The following is a 19,921-nucleotide window of genomic DNA, read 5'->3' on the forward strand; positions in this document are numbered from 1 at the left end:
TCAACGAAGCGGTAGAGATGCTTCGGCTGCGCTCAGCATGACGTTCAATTAATCAGCAATGATGTTCAATTAAGTTGGATAGAATATCCCTACTTCTTCTCTTGAGAAAACGAGTACGGCGCGTCCTCCGGCTTGGTGCCGCGGGTTATATTTGGTTTATCGGCCATGTCGAAATCCACCGTTGCGCCCTGCATCAGGGTCGGGTGGCTTAGCCAGTTGTGCGTGTAGGGCTGGCCGTTGAGGCGCACAGCCTGCACGTAACGGTTGGCGGCATTGTTGGTGGGGGCGTTGAGTACTACCTTCTTTCCGTTGGCAAGGTGCAGCGTGGCTTTCGGGAAGAGCGGGGCACCTAACACATACTGGTCGGTGGCGGGGCACACGGGGTAAAAACCCAAGGCCGAGAAAACGTACCACGCCGAGGTTTGGCCGTTGTCTTCGTCGCCGCAGTAGCCATCGGGCGTCGGCAGATACAGGCGGTTCATGGTTTCGCGGGCCCAATATTGGGTTTTCCAGGGCTGGCCGGCGTAGTTGTAGAGGTACACCATGTGCTGAATGGGCTGGTTGCCGTGGGCATAGTTGCCCATGCCCGCAATCTGCATCTCCCGGATTTCGTGAATCACGGAGCCATAGTATGAGGCATCGAACACGGGTGCTAGGGTGAATACCGTATCCAAGGCTTCCACGAAGGGTTTGGGGCCACCCATCAGCGTCATCAGCCCCTGCACATCATGGAAAACCGACCACGTGTAGTGCCAGCTGTTGCCCTCCGTGAAGGCGTCGCCCCACTTGAAAGGGTTAAAGGGCGACTGAAACGTGCCATTTTGGTTGCGGCCGCGCATCAGGCGGGTTTGCTTATCGAAGAGGCTGCGGTAATTCTGGCTGCGTTTCTGATAAAGTGCCACTTCCTTTTTAGGCCGACCTAGTGCTTTACCAAGCTGGGCTATGGCGAAGTCATCGTAGGCGTATTCCAGCGTGCGAGCGGCGCTTTCGTTGATTTTGACGTCGTAGGGCACGTAGCCGAGCTTGTTGTAATAGCTGGCACCGGCGCGGCCCACCGCTTCGAGCGGGCCCTGGGCGTTGGCGCCTTTCAGCATGGCTTCGTAGAGTGTGTTGATGTCGTAGCCGCGCACACCTTTCAGGTAGGCATCGGCCACCACCGAGGCCGAGTTGTTGCCCACCATAATGTCGCGGTAGCCGGGGCTGGCCCACTCGGGCAGCCAGCCGCCTTCCTTATAGGTATTCACGAGGCCCTCCTGAATTTGGCTGTTCACATCGGGGTAGAGCAGGTTCAGGAAGGGAAATAGGGCCCGGAATGTGTCCCAGAAGCCCGTATCGGTGTAGAGGTAGCCAGGCAGCACCTGGCCGTTGTAGGGCGAGTAATGCACGGGCTTACCGGCGGCATCCAGCTCATAAAACTTGCGCGGAAACAGCAGGGAACGGTATAAGCACGAGTAGAAGGTGCGCTGCTGGGCATCAGTGCCGCCTTCCACCTGCACCCGGCCCAGCTGCTCGTTCCAGGCCGCTTTGCCTTGCTGCTTTACGGTTTCAAAGTCGTTGGTGCCAATTTCCTGCAGGTTACGTTCGGCCTGCTCAAGGCTGATGAACGAGGAAGCCACCCGCGCCTGCACCTGCTCGCCCTTGCGGGTTTTAAAGCCTACCACGGCCCCGGTGTGGCCGCCGGTAGCTTCTAGCCGCTGCCCGTAGAGCACTTTATCCAGGTAAATGGTGGTGCTGCTGAACTCGTGGTCGAACTCAATGATGAAGTAGTTTTTGAAATTTTGGGGTACACCGCCGCTATTGCGGGTAGTATAGCCAATGATGCGCCGCTGCTGGGGCAGCACCTGCACATGGGAGCCCTTATCCAGCGCATCGAGCACCACGTAGGCGCTGTCGGTTTTCGGGAACGTGAAGCGGAAACGGGCGGCGCGCTCAGTGGGCGTCAGCTCGGTGGTGATGTCGTAGTCGGCCAGGTATACGCTGTAGTAATAGGGAGTTACTACCTCAGCTTTGTGCGAAAACCAGCTAGCCCGCTCCTCTTCCTCAAAATGCAGCGCGCCGGTGATGGGCATAAGCGCAAACTGCCCGTAGTCATTCATCCAGGGCGAAGGCTGGTGCGTTTGCTTAAAGCCCTTGAGCTTATCGGCGGAGTATTGGTAGGCCCAGCCGCTGCCCATTTTGCCCGTTTGGGGCAACCAGCAGTTCATGCCCCAGGGCCGCGCAATGGCCGGATAGGTGTTGCCGTTGGATAGGCTGGGCTTGGAATCGGTGCCCATCAGCGGGTTTACTAGGTCGGCAGGGCTAGCAGACTGGGCCTGAACAACAGACGCCGACAGAAGTAGCGTGCCAACAAGAAGCGACTGTAAATATCTGAGCATAGCGCGCTTACTACCGGTTGAAACTTGAATGGCCCAAGCTACTGAATCATTGCCAATCAACCGTAGCTGCATTTCACCCTTGCAGGAGCTTACAGACGCCTTTCTGATGCTATGCTAGCGGGCTTGCCACCTACCTGAGCAGCCTCAGGGATTAGTTATTCCTTCCCGAAATTGGAGCTGGCACTAGGTGTCATTTTTCCGTCAAGCACCAGCAGTACCCCTTCGCCGATGGCACCAACGGATAACTCGGTCGGCTTCCACCCATAGGGGTAGGTACGGTGCGCGCCTGATGCCCGGTCAGCTTCACACAGTAGGTAACTAGGTCCGTTGTTGAGCGGTAACGTCCGTTCGATGGTGAATTTGCGCTCCACCGTCTTTCCATCTGGCGTAAGCAGGTAGACCAGGTAAGCCACATCTATCACCTTATCGGGCTCGTTCAGATTCCGATGAACGGTTAGCGTTTGCTTGTTCCAGTGCAACTCAGCAACCGCTACCATGCCGGATTTGGAGGCCTGAGGCAGCTTGTTGCGTTTATACAGGCGCTGCAGCTCCTTAAATACACTGTTGGCGCGGCTGTACTGGCCTGCTGCATTATGCGCCTTCATCAGCTTGCCCGGCAGTTGCGCTTCTTCCGGAAACAGGCGCAGGGCGCGGGTATAAGCGGCAGCAGCTTTGCGGTAGTCGCCGGTAAAACTGTACTCCAGCTTCCCGATATCCAGGAGCGTTTCCAGATTGCGCGGGTGCGTGGGCGGTATCAGGGCGGCAGCGGCATACAATCCTGCTAATGCCAGCGGATAGTGCTGCTGCAAATGCAATAGGTGCGGCACCATATACAACGCATCCGGCGACGGATGTGGCTGTGCTTTCAGCTGCTCAAAATAACGCAGGGCCACTTCATACTGCCCGGCATGATAATATACTAGGCCTTTCTCTACCTGATACTCCGTGTTGGTAGGCTCGGCCTGAATGGCAGCCTCAAAGGCCTGCAGTGCTTCGGGGTACCGCTTCCCAAACCGCAAGGCCACGCCTTTCTGGAAGTATACCGGCCCAGTCGTCAAGCCTTTAGCCAGTGCCATATCCAGGTAGGTCACGGCTAGGTCGTCTTGCCCAATCTGAAAGTAGGAGCGGCCAACCATATACGCTTCCGGGCCGCTTAACTGCTTGGCAACTGCTGCCTGCCGCACAATGGCGGCGTGCTTGCCCTGGCGGTATAGGCTTTCAATACTTTGCCCCTGCGCCAGCGTACCGATAAAAAGAAACCATCCAAGTAAAATACGATGCATAACTAGGCAAGAAATAGCAAGTAATCGGAGGCTACAATGATACCGGCTTTTCTTTGCGAAAGCAGCCTAGCAGGAAGGATACTCCGGCCGATTTAACTTGGCGCTCAGGCCGCCGTGCTAGGGTGCAAGTACTGGCGAACCGTCTTAACTTGCAGGTTCTCTTACGATGCTTCTTTCTATTTCATTCCGCGGAATTTCCCTGCAGGTGGAAATGGTATAGAAAGGCCACTGCTGCATGAAAATTCTTCGCGTCCGATTTTATAACCTGAACTCCCTGCGCGGAGAGCACACCATTGATTTCAGCCAGACACCGCTGGCAGATGCCGGCCTGTTTGCCATTACGGGCCCTACTGGCGCGGGCAAAACCACCATTCTTGATGCCATTACGCTGGCCCTCTACGGCCAGGTACCGCGCCATGAAACCAGCGGCCCCGAGCACGTCATGAGCCACGGCACCGGCGAGAGTTGGGCAGAGGTAGAGTTTGAAGTGAATGGCCAGCAGTACCGCTCGAAGTGGGGCCAGTACCGCGCCCGCAAACGTCCCGAAGGCAAGCTCCAGGACCCGCGCATGGAGCTAAGTGAGCGAAAAGTAGCCGACAACGGTGAGGAAAGCTGGCAGTTTCTGGAAACCTATAAATCAAAAGTACCTACGCGCATTGCCGAGCTCAGCGGCCTAGAGTACAAGCAGTTTTTGCGCTCCGTGCTGCTGGCTCAAGGCGACTTCACCCGCTTCCTGAAAGCCCCGGCTGGCGAGCGGGCCCAGTTGCTGGAAAAAATAACCGACACCAAAAAGTACTCCGACATCTCGCGGGCGGCGTTTGAGCGGGCCAAGCAGGAAACCCAACAAGTAGAGCACTTGCGGGCCGGGCTGGCGGGCGTACAGTTGCTCACGCCGGAGGAGGTAGCGTTTCTGGAGGAAGAAGTGCAACAGCTTACGACCCAGCTAAAAGACGCCACCGCGGCCCAGGAGCACCTGCACGAAGCCCGCCAATGGCACCTGCGCCTGCAAGAGCTACGGCAAAAGTTAACCGCTACGCAGCAGCGCCAGCACCAGCTTGCCGCTCAGGCCGAAACCCTAGCCCCCTTGCGTCAGCGCTTAGCCCTGCATCAGCAGGCAGCGCCCTTTGCCACTGAGTATGCCCTGCTCCGCCAAACCGATGAGCAGCTAGCCCGATTGCGGCGGGAGCTGGACCTAATACGCCAGCAGCTGCCCCAGTTACAGGAGAAGCGCGCAGCAACCGATGAAGCCCGCCTCACGGCTCGCACAGCTTATGAGCAAGCTACTACCACACGGGAGAAGCAAGAGCCCAAACTACGCGAGGCGGAGCTACTAGACCATCAGGTAGCCGAGGCCCAACGCGTACTCATCCAGGGCAAGGCCGAATACGAGGAAAAAAATGAGCAGTGCAAGCGCCTGAAAGCCACGGCCGAGCAAGCCGGAGCACGTGCCCGCACCTTACGGGAGCAGGTCCGGGACCTGGATAAATGGCTTACGTTGAACGCAACAGTGGGTGAGCTGTCGGCGGGGTTGCCGGAGCTCTCGGCTAACCTGCAGCACTGGGAGCACCTGAAAGCCGAGTTGGGGCAGTTGCGCCAGCGCCTGCACGAAGCCCGGCAGCGCCAGCAGCAGGCAGCGGCCCTAGCTGCCTCGCAACACCAAACCGCCGATGCCGCCCGTCAGCAACTCACTGCCCTCACCGCCCAGCACGAGGCCGCCAGTACCTCGCGCGACGGATGGCTGCGGCGGCTGCACTACCATGTGAGCAGCTTACACCAGGAGCAGGAACGCGAGCAGCAGCACTGGGACGATTTGCGCCGCAGCTTGCATATGCAGCAGCTCATCCTTTCACATACTGATACGCGCCAACTGCTGGAAAGCGGCCAGCCCTGCCCCGTGTGCGGTGCCACTGAGCACCCGTATGTGGCCGGCGTGCTGGGTGTGAGCGAGGATACGTTTCAGCGCGACCGGCAGCGGGAAGAAGAGCTTAGCCAGCGTGTACGGGCATTGGGCACCCGCTTCAACCGCCTCAATACGTACGTCACGATGCTGGAGCAAACCGGGCCCGACCTTGCTCCTCCCACCGACTCCGGTGAGTCTATCCAGCTGCTGCCTGAAGGGGCCGAAAAAGCTGCTGCTGAAGAAGTAAAAGCCTTGGTGCAGGAGCTGCGGCAGCTACAGGAGCAGCGCACTGCCGCCGAGCAGCGGGTGCAGCAGGCCCGCACGCAGCAAGAAGCCGCCGCCCAGCAGCAGCAGGAATATGCGCAGGTAGTTAATCAGTTGGAAAAAGAGTTGGCCGATGCCGAAGACCGGCTACCCACGGCCCGCACCATGATTCAAAGCCAGGCCCAGAGCTTCGGGCTGAGCTTTACCGAAGAAAACGGTCGGGCCCTGATGGAGCAGGCGCGCGTGCGCATTCAGGAGTTTGATCAGAACCAGCAAAAGCTTAATAACGCCAAGCTAGAGCTAAGCGGCGTCAGCGTGGAAGCGGAAAAATCGGATGCGGCGAAGGAAGAACTGCAGGTGTGGCTTCGGGCGCGCAAGCAGGAGCTAGTGGAGCGCCATCACGGCATTCAGAGCATGCACCAGCAGCGGCAACAGTTGCTGCCCGAAACCAACGTAGCGCGGGTTCGCCAGCAGTTGGAGGAAGCCGTGCGCACCACTGAGCAGCGCCGGCAGCACACCGAGCAGCAGTTTCAGCAGCAGGAAACTGCCCTTACCGTGGCTACCGCCCGCCTACGCCAGCACGAGCAGGATACCAACGAGCAGCAGCAGGCCCGCGAGCAGCGTTTCACTAGCCTCACTGCAGCCCTGAGCGCCGCCAACCTTTCGCCGGACCCCGCGGCATTGCCAGCCTTGCTGCTAGCTGATGCCGAGCTGGGAACCCTGCAAAACCAACTGCGCCGCCACGAGCAGGAAGTGGCTCTCACAGAGCAAGTGCAGCAGGAAACCACCCAGCAACTAGCGCAGCAAGAGGCGCGCGCCCTCACAACTGAGCCGCTGGAGGCACTGGATCATCAGCTTACTTTTTTAAATCAACAAATAGCTTCATTCAACCAGCAACTAGGGCAGCGGCAGGAGCGGTTGGGCAGCCACCGCGCCGGGCAGGAGCGCCACGCAGCCTTGGCCGCTGAGCTGGAAAAGCAGCAGCAGGAAGCCCGCCGCTGGCGGCAGCTGGCGGAGCTTATCGGCTCGGCTGATGGCAAGAAGTTTAGTGAGTTTGCCCAAGGCCTGACCCTAGCGCGCCTCGTTGACCTGGCTAACCGCCACTTGCACCGCTTTACGGACCGGTACCGCATTATGCGCAACCCCGAGCAGCACCTCGACCTGCTAATTCAGGATGAGTATCAGGCTAGCTCCGTGCGCTCCATGAACTCACTCTCGGGTGGGGAAAGCTTTCTGGTGAGTCTGGCGCTGGCGTTGGGCCTTTCGGAGCTAGCGGGTCGCCGTACCCAAATTGATACCTTATTTATTGATGAAGGCTTCGGTACGCTTGACCCCGACACGCTGGATGTGGCCCTTTCGGCGCTGGAGCTGTTGCAGGGCACGGGCAAAACCATCGGTATTATCTCGCACGTGGAGGCGCTGAAAGAACGCGTAACTACCCAAATTAATGTGCGCAAGGGCGCCGGCGGCATTAGCACTCTGCGCGTGCTGGGGTTCGGCGAAGAACTGTAGCCTGGCCCCTATCTCGCACTCAACCCCTCTCCTACTGCCCTGATTTCGGCCCAGCTCCAATAGCGGCGCGGCACAACGCCAGCATACCCCGTCCGGAAAAAGCCAACGACCTGTTGCTCCAGCCGTTCCGCCGGGATAGAGGACGCATAGATAGGTCGCTGGTCGGGGTCGGCGTAGCGCTGCACTTTGGTGAGAGCCTTGCCGCTCAGGCGCAGCAATGGGCCGGTATCGGTAATGCCATCGAAGGTCCAGCGGCGCGGGGTTAGTTCCTCGTCGTTGAGTTGGGTGGCCAGGGCATCGAGCGGCAGGCGCGGCAGCGTGGGGCGGCTTTCCAGGTCAATCCAGGTGGTATACTTGTACTCAAATTCATAGCGCTGCCCACTATAGATGCTAAGCACCATATCGGCTCCGAGGGTGGCACTGAACAAGGCGTAATACGGCAACGGCTCCGGGGTTTGCACCACTACCAGCCCTAGCTCGGGGTAGCGCCGCACCGTGGTGGCCGGACTGTGCAGGATGGCCAGCGCCGCTTTCACGCGCTCATATTCCGGCTCCCAAACGGTTTGAGCTGTTTCCGGGGCTAGTACTACCTGCTCGAAGCGCGGCAGAAACCAGGCGAACTTCTCGGCCGATGCTTCGTCTTCCCGGCGCCGCTGAGCGGGCGCACCAAAGGGCACGTAAAACCTGTCTTTCTCTTCGGCATTTAGCCAGCACACCAGCTTCAGGGCGTGGTCAGCAACTGGGTCCGCCCAGTTTGTTTCCCGGAAATCCCCTAGGGTCGCTACCAAGCGCAACAGGTGCTCGTGTTCCAGGGCTCGGGCGGGGTGCAGCAGCGCCCACACGCCCACAAAACCGTCAATATCAAAATGATTGGCAGTAACGGCCGAGGCCTCCATTCCGGGCGTTTCTGGGTGGTGTAAGGCCCGCAATACGGAACCGGCGCTGGTATCATCTCGCAGCAGTTCAGGGGTGGCGGCTCCGCGCCAGTGCGCCAGCGTGAGGGCCGCCCCTAGTCCGGTGCTATCCACTACAATAGTTGGCTGCTGGCGCAGGTGCTGAAATGGAACGAAATGCTTGGGCAAAGCTGAAACAAGTAATAAGGTGCTCCCACAAAAGTAAGCGCCGATGCCTCACCTGCGGTTCAGAGGCTTTCATGCCCTAGCAGGTCGCAAGCGAAACGTTAAAAGAAGCGCAGGCGGACAGCCCTAATGAACTAGTAGCTCATCATGCTAAGCTACCCCAGCTTTCTAATCAACTTCCTTCACCTGCGGAGAGCAACTCACCGTTACCTTTTAACTCGGCGGTTGCTGATGCGCTCAACTCGGCTGCGCCGCACCCAGTGCAGGTACTTCTGCAGTTCCTCGGCTTCTCTCAAGGCCTCCACTGAGTTGTACCGGCGAGCCAGGTCGCGGTTGCTGAGCAGCAAGTGAATTGTGCTATGGCAGGGCTGACATAACTCTACCGTTGGGCCAAAGCGGCCGCCTTCTTCACGCGGCACCAAATGATGGCGAGACGTGTGTTGCACTTCCCGCTCACATAGTCCACAACGGGATTCAGCCAGTGCCGGAGCAGGTTGAAGGGGTACGGGTGGTTTTCTACGCATTGGGTTTAGTTTCTTTACTTAACCATGATCCAACGGCCTAGGATTCGCTATTTGAATTATGATAAAATAAATGCCAATATTTTGTTGTCGATTTTGAATAAGGACTATATTTGGTTGCGCTACAGCTACATGCGCTCCACTGAGCGAGCGAATGATGTAGTAGTCGCTTCTTTTTAAATCCTGGGTTTTCTTTCACTACTAATTGCACACCTATGCAAATTTCTACTCCTGCACTTTCTTTCGGTCGCTTTTTACGGGTAGCGGGTTTGCTACTGGCGCTGATTGTATTTGCCCCTACTACCTCCAAGGCCCAAACGTGGCTGGTTTCTACAGATGCCTACGTCAAGCTGGGCGTACTGGATAAGTTTGGCCAGCTGGGCGGCTATACTGCCAAGTTTGTGGTTATCAACCAAAGCACCGGGAAAGAATACATCCTGGTGAAGCAGGTAGAAAAGGGCCAGAACGGCGCCGACGTAATTTTTCCCTCGGAGCCTTCCGAAGCCGATTACTTCAAAACTGAAACCGGCGAAGCAGCTCGTGCCCTTCCCGGCCGCTACACCTGGGAGTGCCTAGTAAGCGGAAAAAAAGTGGTTGGTGGCCGCTTTACCTTTTCTGAAGTCGCAAATGATGTTACCTTGGTGGGCAAGAACTAACCCCTCCTTTTACCCACTCACCCACAATCGAAAGCCTGGTGTTGCAGCACCAGGCTTTTTTGTGCCCAAATTTCGCTGTTTGCGCCACTTTCAAACCTAGGCGCCGTACACAAGACAGTATATTTCATCCCGTATACTTCACTTGTTACCCAGCTGCGCCATGCCTAAGAAGTCATTTTCAGAGCTTATCAACAGTCCGGGCATGCCAGTGCTCGTTGATTTTTATGCCGACTGGTGCGGCCCCTGCAAAACGATGGCCCCTATTCTGGAGCAAGTAGCTGCTCAGCACCAAGGCAAGCTCAAAGTCATTAAGATTGACGTAGACCGGAACCAGGCAGCAGCGCAGCAGTTTCGGGTGCAAAGCATTCCTACCCTGATCTTATTTCATAAGGGCCAGCCCGTATGGCGGCAGGCGGGCGTGGTGCCTGCTACCCAAATCAGCCAGGCCTTGCAGGGCGTGATGGGCTAGCGTGGCGAGTAGCTCTAAACTAACCACCGGGTAAAGGCGTTTCCTAAGCATGCCCTTACTTTTGGGCTTCACGCACACGGTTGGTTGGAATGGCGCTACGGCTTACGATTTTAAGTATCCTACTCGGCATCCGGGTAGTATTTTCAGTACAGGTTCAGGCCCAGCTCCGATATACTATCTCGGGAGTAGTGCGCGCAGCCAACACCACCGAGCCGTTGCCCGGCGCCTCGGTGGCAGTACCGGTGCTCGGGCTAGGCACCACCGCCGATGAAACTGGCGCTTATTCTCTCACGCTGCCGGAGGGCCGCCACCAGGTGGTGGTCTCGTTTATTGGCTACGACACCCAGACCCGCGAGCTAAACGTGAACCGCAATCAGAGGCTTTCGTGGCAGCTGGCGGAAGCCGGTAACCAGTTGGGTGAGGTGGTGGTAGAGGGCTACGGCAACCTGGAGCAGAAGCTCCAAACGCCCCAGATGAGCGTGGAACGCCTCACGGCCCGCGAGGCCAAATTGTTACCGGCCCTATTTGGGGAAGTGGATATTCTGAAAACGCTGCAGCTGAAGCCGGGTGTGCAGAACGGCGGCGAGGGCACCTCCGGCCTATTTGTGCGGGGCGGTTCCTCCGACCAGAACCTGGTGCTCCTGGATGATGCGCTGGTATACAACCCCAGTCACTTGTTTGGGCTCTTCTCGGTTTTTAACCCCGATGCGGTGCAGTCTGTGGACTTATACAAGGGTGGCTTTCCGGCGCAATATGGCGGGCGGCTTTCCTCGGTGATAGATGTGAAGTTGCGTGAGGGCAACCGCGAAAAGCTGGGCGTGAGCGGCGGCATCGGCCTGATTTCGTCGCGGCTTACGCTGGAAGGACCCTTAGCCAAGAAAAAGGGCTCTTTCATTTTGTCGGGTAGGCGCACCTATTTCGATGTCTTTACGCGTCAGATCAACAACTTCCAAAAAGACAACCCCGACTACAACCCGATTCCGGATTACTACTTCTACGATTTCAACGCCAAAGCCAACTACACCCTCGGCCCCAAAGACCAAGTGTTTCTGAGTGGGTACTACGGCCGCGACGCCTTTGGCTTTGCCTCGCAGGGCGGCTTCAATTTCAGCTTTACCTGGGGCAACACCCTAGCAGCGGCGCGCTGGAACCACGTATTCAACAAGCGCCTCTACCTCAACACCACAGCCTCCGTCACGAATTATCAGTATGATGTGACCAACAAGCTGGACCAGTTCAGCTTCAACCTCGGCTCCACCATCCGCGACTATTCCCTACGCTCCGACCTGGACTACACGCCCAATGAGCAACACACCTTGAAGTTTGGGGTACAGGGCACGAGGCACCGGTTTGGGGTAGGCCGGCTGCAGGCAGGCTCCGGCGACGGCCGCCTGAATATCGGTTCCGATGTAGCTTACAACGGGCTGGAAGGCGCCGTGTATGCTTCCGACAACTTCCGACCCTCCGACAAATGGCAGCTGGAGTATGGCTTGCGCCTCACGGGTTTCCAGAGCGGGTCTAATGCGTACGGCAGCCTAGAGCCCCGGGGCGCGGCCAGGTACTCGCTCACGCCCAAAACCTCGCTTAAAGTCAGCTACGCCATGATGTACCAGTATGTGCATCTGGTTACCAACTCCGGCGCCACGCTTCCCACCGATATCTGGTATCCGTCGCGCCTTTCCGTGAAGCCGCAACGCTCGCAACAGGTAGCCACGGGCGTAAGCTTCTTGCTCGGCGACGGCAAATACCTGCTCAGCAACGAGCTGTACTATAAGTGGGCCCAAAACCAGGTCGATTTTAAGGATGGCGCTCAGTTGTTTGTCAATCCTGATCTGGACTCAGAGTTCCTGTTTGGCAAGGGCTGGGCCTATGGTACGGAGCTGTATCTGGAAAAGAAAACCGGCCGCACCACCGGCTGGATTGGCTACACGCTTTCCTGGAGCAAACGCCGGTTTCCGCCCCAGCGCGGCACCAGCGGCATTAACGAAGGCCGCACCTTCTACCCTACTTACGACCGGCGCCATAACCTGACGGTGGTAGTGCTGCACCAACTCAACGAGCGCCTTAACCTGACGGGCTCCTTTGTGTACACTTCCGGCAACGCCACTACCCTGCCCGCCGGCCGCTTTGCAGTGCAGGATGTGTACGGCGACGACCCCTCGGCAGTGCCCATTTACCCCGACCGCAACACCTTCCGGCTGGCCCCCTACAACCGCCTCGACCTGGGTGTGGTGTGGAAATTAAAGCCGAACCGCTGGTTTCCGGAGTCCGATCTGACGTTTAGTGCCTACAACGCATACAACCGGCGCAACCCCTACTTCGTGTACTTTGACCAGGTGCGGGATGGCGAAGATGGACCGGTGACCAGCTACCGCGCCCGGCAGGTTTCCCTGTTCCCGGTTATTCCGGCCGTGACGTACAACTTTAAATTCTAGGCCTGCCGCTTCCATGACACTTCACGTAAAAAACAGCCTAGTAACGCGTTGCCTCTCCTGCTTGCTCGCCCTGGCGGGTCTTACCGGCTGCGACTTAGAGCAGGATATTGATGTGGCGCTGCCAGCCCTGCCCGCGCAGTTGGTAGTAGAATGCTACCTAGAGAATGGCGAGGTACCGCAGATGACCGTGACGGAAACCGTACCGTACCTCTCGGATCCTAATCCGGTGGTGCCCACCGATGTAACCGTGCAGCTCACGCTAGCCAATGGCACCACGGAAACCCTGCGGTTTGGGCCGGGCCTGAATCCCCGTACTAGCAAGGCCTACACCCACCTCGGCAGTCAGCCCCTTGTAGCCCGCCCCGGCGACACCTTCCGGCTGGAGGTAACGGACACCAAGGGGCGCCGGGTAACGGGCACGGCCACCATGCCCGCCCTCGTCCCCATCGACTCGCTCGAGTTTAAGTTCAACGAGCTACCGCCGGAGCAGCGCGAGGCGTACGTACTCACCAGCTTCCAAGACCCGGTGGGTGTGGGCAATTACTATCGGCTGCAAATTCACCGCGACAGTATTTCGGATGAGCCGGAGCTGGACTATGATGTGGAAGACCGCCTGAACGATGGCACCCGCTTTACGCTGGGCAGCAGCTACCGCTTCGACCCCAACGATACGCTGCTGGTTACGCTCTACCACCTGGATCAGCCGTATTACCTGTTCCGGCAATCGGTAGATGATGCGCGCAACGCCAATGGCAATCCGTTTTCGCAGCCCTCATCCATCAAGAGCACGGTGCAAGGCGGCGTGGGCGTTTTTACAGTGCTAAGTTATGACCGCAAACAGATAATAGTTCGGTAGAAAAAGTAACACCGAGGCGTGCAACCACCGGCCTGCTTCTGCTACTCTAACAGGCATCTACCCACCTTCTATTTTTTCTATTAGACGTATGTATTGCTTTCATTCTCTGGTATCCGTTTTTCTATTGATGCTGGTAACAGCCCTGAGCAGTTGCCAGAAAGACACTGAAACGCCAGCTCCTACCAGCTCCGTTACGGCTGCCCAGCTCGTGCAGAAATGGCAGCTCGATGAAGTGTACATTGATAACCAATTATCGGCCAGCGGCACCAATATTAAAGACCGGTACACGATTCAGTTTCGTACTGATGGCACGTATGTGCAAACGATGCTGGCGGATAACACCACGTATGCCGGCACCTGGAAGCTGGAGGAAGGCACCGTGGTTACGCTCAAACTGACTGACAACAAAGGCGACCTGCAGCAGTACGTGGTGGGTGCCGTCTCGAACCAAGTGCTGCGCTATGCCCGCGTGAACAGCAAAGCCGAAACGGAGGAGCTGCGTTTTACTAGCCTGCTGTAAGCCGCAAATCCTAGTCTATCTTCTCGAAATATCCCGGCCCTTTAGCACTACTTCTATGATCCGTATTTCTTCTCTGCTAGTGATGTTGCTGCTTTCGGCCGGGTTTGGCCTGAGCAGCTGTGAGGTGTTTTCAGAGCCCAAATGTGGCTGCACCCCACCGCCCCCCGAGCCCATAAAAGCGGCCGCCCTGAGTCAGGTATCTACGTGGTGGCTGTATGAGCATAAGGTAGGCGACCAATTCGCCCGCGAGGATGCTATCAAGGACCGGTTCTCGATGCAGTTCCGCGCCGATGGTACCTACACCCAAACGATGCTGAGCGATGGCACCGATTACGAGGGCACCTGGATGCTGATGGGCACCGACAACCGCACCCTACACCTCACCGACCACAAAGGCAGCACCCAGGAATTCATGATGGCCACTGCCGGAACCGTGATGCTTGCGTATTACCGCCAAGACAAAAACAACCAAACGGAGTACTACTCCTTTAAATCAACCAAATAAGCTGCTGGCTTATTTGATTTCCCTAGGCACAGCAAAGGCCGCAACCGGGGTTGCGGCCTTTGCTGTGCCTAGTAAGTTCTCGTCGTTTACAGCTTCTCCAGCACCCGGCGGAGCAACGCGGTCAGTCGCGGCTCTGCTACGGCGGCCGTGCGCAAGATGTCGGCAATATCTACCTTCTTCAGCTTGCCCGGCGCGCATAAGTCCGTAATGACGGATATGGCCAGCACTGGTAGGCCCATATGCACGGCAGCAATAACTTCTGGCACTGTGCTCATGCCCACGGCATCGGCCCCAATGGTGCGCAGGTAGCGGTACTCGGCGGGGGTTTCGAGCATGGGACCGGGTAGGGAGGCGTATACCCCACGGCGCAGATACTGGCCTAGCCCGAGTTCCAAAGCCGCCTGTTCCGCCACTTGCAGCAGCTGCAGGTCGTAGGGCTCCATCATATCGGGGAAGCGCGCGCCCAGCTCATCGAGGTTTTTACCAATAAGCGGGTTGGTAGGCTGCAGGTTGATGTGGTCCTCGAGCAGCATTAGGTCAGAGTAGTCGTAATCGGGGTTGAGACCGCCGCTGGCATTGCTCACGAACAGGCGCCGAATGCCCAGCAGCTTCATCACGCGCACCGGAAACACTACCTGGTCCATGGTATAGCCCTCGTAGTAGTGAAACCGGCCGTGCATCACCAGCACCCGCTTACCCGCCAGCGTACCCGCCAGCAGCTCTCCGGCGTGGCTTTCCACCGTCGAGACAGGGAAGTGCGGAATATCGGCGTAAGAAAAGCGGTGCGCTACCTCTATTTCCTTGGCCAAGGCCCCGAGCCCCGTGCCGAGGATAATGCCGGCTTCGGGCTGAAAATCTTGCAACGTTTGGCGGAGATAGGCGGCGGCTTCGTGAAGTTGGTGCATGAAAAGCGAAGGCTAGGGTAGAAAACAAATCAGCCTGAACCTAACACAGAAAGCTGCGCTAGGTTCAGGCTGACAAAGTAAGCCGATTACGACTACTGCACGTTTACCTCAAACGGCATCCGAGCCTGTACGCCCTTCATTTCTGAGAGCTTTTTGTATTGCAGGTACATGGGGTACATGGGGCCCATTTCGTCTTTCACCATCCGCAAACGCGCTTCTTCGGAGAAAGAGCTGAACAGGTTTTCGGCGAATGATTTCTGACGGGGCAGCTTCTGAATGCGGTAGTCACCTTCCTTCAGGTTAGCCCGGCGAGCGGCAATGCGCAGAGCATCATCCATCGAGCCGAGCACATCCACGAGGCCACGCGCCTTGGCTTCCGTGCCTGACCACACGCGGCCCGAAGCCAGGCGGCGCAACCGCTCCACGGGCATTTTGCGACCTGCGGCAGCTTTAGTAGTAAAATCGGCGTAGATGCGGTTGATTTCAGCCTGGAATTGGCTTTGCTCGAAGGGAGTCAGGGCGCGCGTGATGGTCGGGAAATCGGAGAACTTGCCGGTGGTAACGCGGTCCGTGGTGATGCCGATTTTCTCGCGCAGGAAGGGCTCAATGTTCGGGAGTACACCAAATACCCCAATGCTGCCCGTGATAGTGGTAGGGTGCGCCACAATGGTGTCGCAGCCCATGGCGATAAAGTAGCCGCCACTGGCCGCCACATCCGACATGCTGGCAATCACCGGTTTCGATTTCTTGGTCAGCATTACCTCGCGGTAGATGATATCAGAAGCTAATGACGAGCCACCGGGCGAGTTGATGCGCAACACCACTGCTTTTACTTTCTTGTCGAGGCGGGCTTTGCGAATGGCCTCGGCAAAGTTGGTGCTGCCAATGCTTTCGTTGCTGCCTTTGCCCGTCACGATGTCGCCTTCGGCGTAAATCACCGCAATGCGGTTGCCGCTGGTGCTGCCTTCCTCGTCCTTGGTCTTTTTATAGTCCGAGTAGTCAATCAGGCTCAGCTTCTTGTCTTTCTCCACGCCCAGCTTGCCTTTCATGTAATCGGTGGCTTGGTCGTAGTAGCCTAGGTCCGTTACCAGGCCCAACCGTTTAGCGTCATCGGCGTTGTGCACCAGCATCGAGTCGCTGATAACCTTGAGGCGAGCCGGCGCAATTTTGCGGGCGGCGGCTACTTCGGCCAGCATCGAGTTGTTCATCGAGTTCAGGAACGACGCGGTTTGCATACGGGCCGAATCCGACATGTTAGTGCGGAAATACGGCTCCACGGCGCTCTTAAACGAACCAACGCGGAAAATCTGGGCCTGCACGCCTAGCTTGTCGAACAGGTTTTTGTAGTACATGGTCTCGGAGCTGAGGCCGTTGAACTCCAGTGTGCCCTGTGGGTTCAGGTAAATCTTGTCGGCTACGGAAGCCAGATAGTAGCTTTTCTCCGACTGCGCATCGGTGTAGCTCACCACAAACTTGCCCGACTTCTTGAAAGCCACCAGCTCGTTGCGGATTTCCTCCATCGAAGCCATGCCACCTTGCACCAGCTCTAGGTTCAGGAAAATGCCCTTGATGTCGTCATCGTCTTTGGCCCGCCGAATGGCATCTTTCAGCTCATCCAGCCCAATGGTGCTGCTTTGCCCACCCATGAAAGCCGACAGTGGGTTGTTGAAATCCCGCTCGCCAATAGGTTTGTCAAGGGTCAATTCCAGCACAGAGTTGCTGGCTACGGTTACTTCTTTGTCAGACGATGCTACGCTCACCAGAATGCCTACCAGCAAAATCATACCTAGCAGGCCCAGGATGATAACGCCGGTAATGGTGGCCAGCACGTATTTAAAAAACTGTCTCATCAGCGGAAAATGAATAGTCAGGTTACTTCCTGTAACAAAAGTATCGGCTTTTAATCCCCGGTTTTGGGTATTCAACCAACGGGCCGGTTTGGCGCCTGAACGCCCCTAGCGCGCCTGTTTTATGGAGCGAGAAACTGCCTGAAGTGCCCGGTGATGTCGCAACAGCAAGCATCACATCATCAGCACGCGAGCTGCTTCGACTGCGCGGACGCCAGATCAAGCAGGATACGTTCTTCGGATGGGTTTACTAGCTTATACCTACCTAGTAGCCGTACTTCTCGCCCCACAACTGGCGCAGGCGCTCCTGGGCTTTGGCTTCGGCGGGATTATGGCCGGGGTGGTAGAACACGGTGCCGCTGAGCGGTTCGGGCATAAACTCCTGGTAGGCGAAATTGCCTTCGTAGTCGTGGGAGTACATGTATTTGCTGCCGTAGCCGAGTTCTTCCATGAGCTTGGTGGGGGCGTTGCGCAACGGAATGGGCACCGACTGCACCCCTTGCTGCCGCACCAGCGCCCGCGCCTCCCGAATAGCCTTGTAGCTGGCGTTACTTTTTGGCGACGAAGCCAGGTATACCACCGTTTGGCCCAGAATAATATCCGATTCCGGCATGCCGATAACGGTAACCGCCTGAAAGCAGCTTTGGGCCAGAATCAGGGCGTTGGGGTTGGCCAGGCCTACGTCTTCACTGGCCAGAATCAGCAGTCGGCGGGCAATGAATTTCACGTCTTCGCCACCTTCCAGCATCACGGCCAAATAGTACAGCGCCGCGTTGGGGTCAGAGCCTCGAATGCTTTTAATGAAGGCCGAAATAACATCGTAGTGCATTTCGCCGCCTTTGTCGTAGCGTGCTAGGTGCTGTTGGGCTAGCTGCTGCACGCCTTCATCGGTGATAATGATTTCACCGGTTTTGGGGTCGGGGCGGCCGGCCTCTACCACAATTTCCAGCAAGTTCAGCAGCTTGCGCGCATCGCCACCCGAAATGGTAAGCAGGGCGTTGTAGTCCTGCACACGTACCTTTTTCTGCTTCAGAATCTCATCTTGGGCCAGGGCGTTATCCACGAGGGTTGTGAGCACCTGCTTGCCTAGTGATTCCAGCACATATACCTGCGCCCGGCTCAGCACGGCCGGAATCACCTCAAACGACGGGTTCTCGGTGGTGGCACCAATCAGCGTCACGATTCCTTGCTCCACGGCCCCTAGCAGGGCGTCTTGCTGGCTTTTGCTGAAGCGGTGAATTTCATCAATAAACAGCACTGTGCCGCGCTGCTTTTTGGCGCGCTCAATTACTTCGCGCACATCTTTCACGCCGGCATTCACAGCGCTCAGTGAGGCAAAGGGTTTGCCCAATTCCTGGGCTAGTAAATTGGCTAAGGTGGTTTTGCCTACGCCGGGCGGTCCCCACAAAATCAGGGAAGGTAGCCGGCCGGCTTGCAGGTAGCGGCGCAACACCCCGTCGGGCCCAATCAGGTGCTGCTGTCCGGCGTACTCATCGAGAGTGCGGGGGCGCATGCGCTCGGCTAGCGGCGCGCCGGGCCTAGGCGTGTAGGGCGTTGGGCCTTGGGGAGCGGGGTCAGAATCGAAAAGGGAGCCAGTGGCCATAGGAAGGAAGCGCGGATGGAAAGAACGCAAGCTGAACAGGTGACGTCGTATACACACCGGCGGACCGCTCACTTACGCAGCAAACAAAGTTAACTACGTCAGACAGGGGATTTGCGCTGCCTTCCTGCAATTCAGCCCTACCTTCGTTTGCAATGAAAAACTCAGCGAAGGTACACGCGGCGCTTTTTGTGGTGGCGCTCATTTACGCGGCTAACTACAGCATCTCGAAAGATGTGATGCCGCGCTATATGGGCCCGTTTGGGCTGGTGCTGCTGCGTATTGTGGGGGCTGCACTCTTCTTTGGCATTCTGAGCCGCTTGGTAGCACCCCAAGACCGCATTACGGGCCGCCCCGACCAGCTGCGCGCCATTGCTTGCGGGGTACTGGGCATTGGGCTCAACCAGCTGCTGTTCTTTTCGGGCCTTAACCTTACCTCTCCTATCAATGCCTCGCTTATCCAGACGATTGCACCAGTAGTTACGGTGCTGGCCTCGGCGGCATTGTTGGGCGAGCGGCTGACCCTGCCCCGGCTCCTGGGTATTGGACTTGCGGGTGTGGGGGCAGCTAGTATTATTCTGAGTCGGGGCCCGGTAGCGGCAGGCGGGCAAGACGGCCTGCTGGGCAACGTGTACATCCTGCTCAATGCCACAGCTTTTGGCATATACCTGGTGCTCGTGATGCCCTTGATGCGCAAGTATCATGCGTTTACGGTGCTGGCTCGCATTTTTTTGGTGGGCGCTTTTCTGGCAGTGCCTGCGGGTTGGCAGCAAATTCAGGCGCCCGATTACGCGAGTTTTCCGGCCAGCATTTGGGCAGCCATTGCCTACATGGTTATCTGCCTGACCATACTGGCGTATCTGCTCAATAATTGGGCCCTGAAGTACGCCTCTCCTTCCCTGCTGGGCGCCTACATTTACTTACAGCCCGCCCTGGCTGTTGGCATTGCCGTGGCGCTCGGTAAAGATTCCCTTACCCTCACCAAAGCTCTGCAAGCCCTACTGATTTTTGGCGGAGTGTTTTTGGTAAGTCGCAGAGCAAAGCAGCCGGCACCCGCAGCGGTGCCTCTGGAGCCAGTACAGGACTGACTTTCTGCTGCTTTCGGCTTACCCGGATGCGGCTACTAGCTGGGTAAACTCGGAAAAGTGGAAGCCGCACCCGTTGCCCGTAGAAAAGTCGGAATCTGCTACCTTG

Annotated in this window: 15 protein-coding genes; 8 read left to right on the forward strand and 7 right to left on the reverse strand. The window is 57.4% G+C overall.

The genetic code is table 11. The features are described from left to right. Window positions 1–89: 89 nt before the first annotated feature. Together ACYVHC_RS05015 and ACYVHC_RS05020 are read right to left on the reverse strand one after the other, a co-directional pair. Window positions 90–2,375, reverse strand: a complete 2,286-nt coding sequence (locus ACYVHC_RS05015; RefSeq protein ID WP_460612567.1) for a GH92 family glycosyl hydrolase — start codon at window positions 2,373–2,375, stop codon at window positions 90–92. Between the two features lie 155 nt (window positions 2,376–2,530). Next, window positions 2,531–3,658, reverse strand: coding sequence for a tetratricopeptide repeat protein (locus tag ACYVHC_RS05020; RefSeq protein ID WP_460612568.1), 1,128 nt, complete (start codon window positions 3,656–3,658; stop codon window positions 2,531–2,533). 235 nt (window positions 3,659–3,893) lie between these two features. On the opposite strand from ACYVHC_RS05020, the gene ACYVHC_RS05025 reads away from it, so the two are divergent. Then, complete coding sequence (locus ACYVHC_RS05025) at window positions 3,894–7,334, forward strand: AAA family ATPase (RefSeq protein ID WP_460612569.1); 3,441 nt, start codon at window positions 3,894–3,896, stop codon at window positions 7,332–7,334. An 8-nt stretch (window positions 7,335–7,342) separates the two neighbouring features. On the opposite strand, the gene ACYVHC_RS05030 is transcribed toward ACYVHC_RS05025, so the two are convergent. Beyond that, window positions 7,343–8,416, reverse strand: a complete 1,074-nt coding sequence (locus ACYVHC_RS05030) for a DUF6687 family protein (protein WP_460612570.1) — start codon at window positions 8,414–8,416, stop codon at window positions 7,343–7,345. 203 nt (window positions 8,417–8,619) lie between these two features. Further along, a complete protein-coding gene (locus ACYVHC_RS05035; protein WP_460612571.1) occupies window positions 8,620–8,859 on the reverse strand; it encodes an HNH endonuclease in 240 nt (79 codons plus the stop codon). A gap of 290 nt (window positions 8,860–9,149) precedes the next feature. Between ACYVHC_RS05035 and ACYVHC_RS05040 the strand changes: the two genes are divergently transcribed. The 6 genes from ACYVHC_RS05040 (at window position 9,150) to ACYVHC_RS05065 (ending at window position 14,375) form a co-directional block, all read left to right on the forward strand. Next, complete coding sequence (locus ACYVHC_RS05040) at window positions 9,150–9,590, forward strand: hypothetical protein (protein WP_460612572.1); 441 nt, start codon at window positions 9,150–9,152, stop codon at window positions 9,588–9,590. A gap of 160 nt (window positions 9,591–9,750) precedes the next feature. Next, entirely contained in the window at window positions 9,751–10,059 is a 309-nt protein-coding gene (trxA, locus tag ACYVHC_RS05045; RefSeq protein WP_460612573.1) for a thioredoxin family protein, read from the forward strand. 89 nt (window positions 10,060–10,148) lie between these two features. Next, a complete protein-coding gene (locus tag ACYVHC_RS05050; RefSeq protein WP_460612574.1) occupies window positions 10,149–12,494 on the forward strand; it encodes a TonB-dependent receptor in 2,346 nt (781 codons plus the stop codon). Between the two features lie 13 nt (window positions 12,495–12,507). Further along, a complete protein-coding gene (locus ACYVHC_RS05055; RefSeq protein WP_460612575.1) occupies window positions 12,508–13,350 on the forward strand; it encodes a DUF4249 domain-containing protein in 843 nt (280 codons plus the stop codon). 88 nt (window positions 13,351–13,438) lie between these two features. Next, the gene (locus tag ACYVHC_RS05060) at window positions 13,439–13,870 is read left to right on the forward strand and encodes a lipocalin family protein (RefSeq protein ID WP_460612576.1); all 432 of its coding nucleotides are present in this window, start codon (window positions 13,439–13,441) and stop codon (window positions 13,868–13,870) included. A 55-nt stretch (window positions 13,871–13,925) separates the two neighbouring features. After that, entirely contained in the window at window positions 13,926–14,375 is a 450-nt protein-coding gene (locus ACYVHC_RS05065) for a hypothetical protein (RefSeq protein ID WP_460612577.1), read from the forward strand. An 86-nt stretch (window positions 14,376–14,461) separates the two neighbouring features. Here the strand turns inward: ACYVHC_RS05065 and ACYVHC_RS05070 are convergent, their stop codons facing one another. The 3 genes from ACYVHC_RS05070 to ACYVHC_RS05080 all read right to left on the reverse strand — a co-directional run bounded on the left by ACYVHC_RS05070 (window position 14,462) and on the right by ACYVHC_RS05080 (window position 18,640). Beyond that, window positions 14,462–15,280 (reverse strand): purine-nucleoside phosphorylase, encoded by an 819-nt coding sequence (locus tag ACYVHC_RS05070; RefSeq protein ID WP_460612578.1) that lies wholly within the window; start codon window positions 15,278–15,280, stop codon window positions 14,462–14,464. Window positions 15,281–15,372: 92 nt separating this feature from the next. Continuing rightward, window positions 15,373–17,130 carry a signal peptide peptidase SppA gene (gene sppA / locus ACYVHC_RS05075; RefSeq protein ID WP_460612579.1) on the reverse strand — a complete coding sequence of 586 codons (1,758 nt, stop codon included), beginning with the start codon at window positions 17,128–17,130 and terminating at the stop codon, window positions 15,373–15,375. 262 nt (window positions 17,131–17,392) lie between these two features. Next, window positions 17,393–18,640, reverse strand: coding sequence for a replication-associated recombination protein A (locus ACYVHC_RS05080; protein WP_460613132.1), 1,248 nt, complete (start codon window positions 18,638–18,640; stop codon window positions 17,393–17,395). Window positions 18,641–18,882: 242 nt separating this feature from the next. On the opposite strand from ACYVHC_RS05080, the gene ACYVHC_RS05085 reads away from it, so the two are divergent. After that, window positions 18,883–19,815, forward strand: coding sequence for a DMT family transporter (locus ACYVHC_RS05085; protein ID WP_460612580.1), 933 nt, complete (start codon window positions 18,883–18,885; stop codon window positions 19,813–19,815). Window positions 19,816–19,921: the final 106 nt, after the last annotated feature.

This window comes from Hymenobacter seoulensis, from assembly GCF_054780535.1.

Coding starts and splice junctions, on each gene's coding strand:
- ACYVHC_RS05050 (WP_460612574.1), top strand. CDS start 10,149: ATGGCGCTACGGCTTACGATTTTAAGTATCCTACTCGGCATCCGGGTA.
- sppA (WP_460612579.1), bottom strand. CDS start 17,130: ATGAGACAGTTTTTTAAATACGTGCTGGCCACCATTACCGGCGTTATC.
- ACYVHC_RS05080 (WP_460613132.1), bottom strand. CDS start 18,640: ATGCGCCCCCGCACTCTCGATGAGTACGCCGGACAGCAGCACCTGATT.
- ACYVHC_RS05065 (WP_460612577.1), top strand. CDS start 13,926: ATGATCCGTATTTCTTCTCTGCTAGTGATGTTGCTGCTTTCGGCCGGG.
- ACYVHC_RS05025 (WP_460612569.1), top strand. CDS start 3,894: ATGAAAATTCTTCGCGTCCGATTTTATAACCTGAACTCCCTGCGCGGA.
- ACYVHC_RS05060 (WP_460612576.1), top strand. CDS start 13,439: ATGTATTGCTTTCATTCTCTGGTATCCGTTTTTCTATTGATGCTGGTA.
- ACYVHC_RS05020 (WP_460612568.1), bottom strand. CDS start 3,658: ATGCATCGTATTTTACTTGGATGGTTTCTTTTTATCGGTACGCTGGCG.
- ACYVHC_RS05055 (WP_460612575.1), top strand. CDS start 12,508: ATGACACTTCACGTAAAAAACAGCCTAGTAACGCGTTGCCTCTCCTGC.
- ACYVHC_RS05040 (WP_460612572.1), top strand. CDS start 9,150: ATGCAAATTTCTACTCCTGCACTTTCTTTCGGTCGCTTTTTACGGGTA.
- ACYVHC_RS05070 (WP_460612578.1), bottom strand. CDS start 15,280: ATGCACCAACTTCACGAAGCCGCCGCCTATCTCCGCCAAACGTTGCAA.
- trxA (WP_460612573.1), top strand. CDS start 9,751: ATGCCTAAGAAGTCATTTTCAGAGCTTATCAACAGTCCGGGCATGCCA.
- ACYVHC_RS05085 (WP_460612580.1), top strand. CDS start 18,883: ATGAAAAACTCAGCGAAGGTACACGCGGCGCTTTTTGTGGTGGCGCTC.
- ACYVHC_RS05015 (WP_460612567.1), bottom strand. CDS start 2,375: ATGCTCAGATATTTACAGTCGCTTCTTGTTGGCACGCTACTTCTGTCG.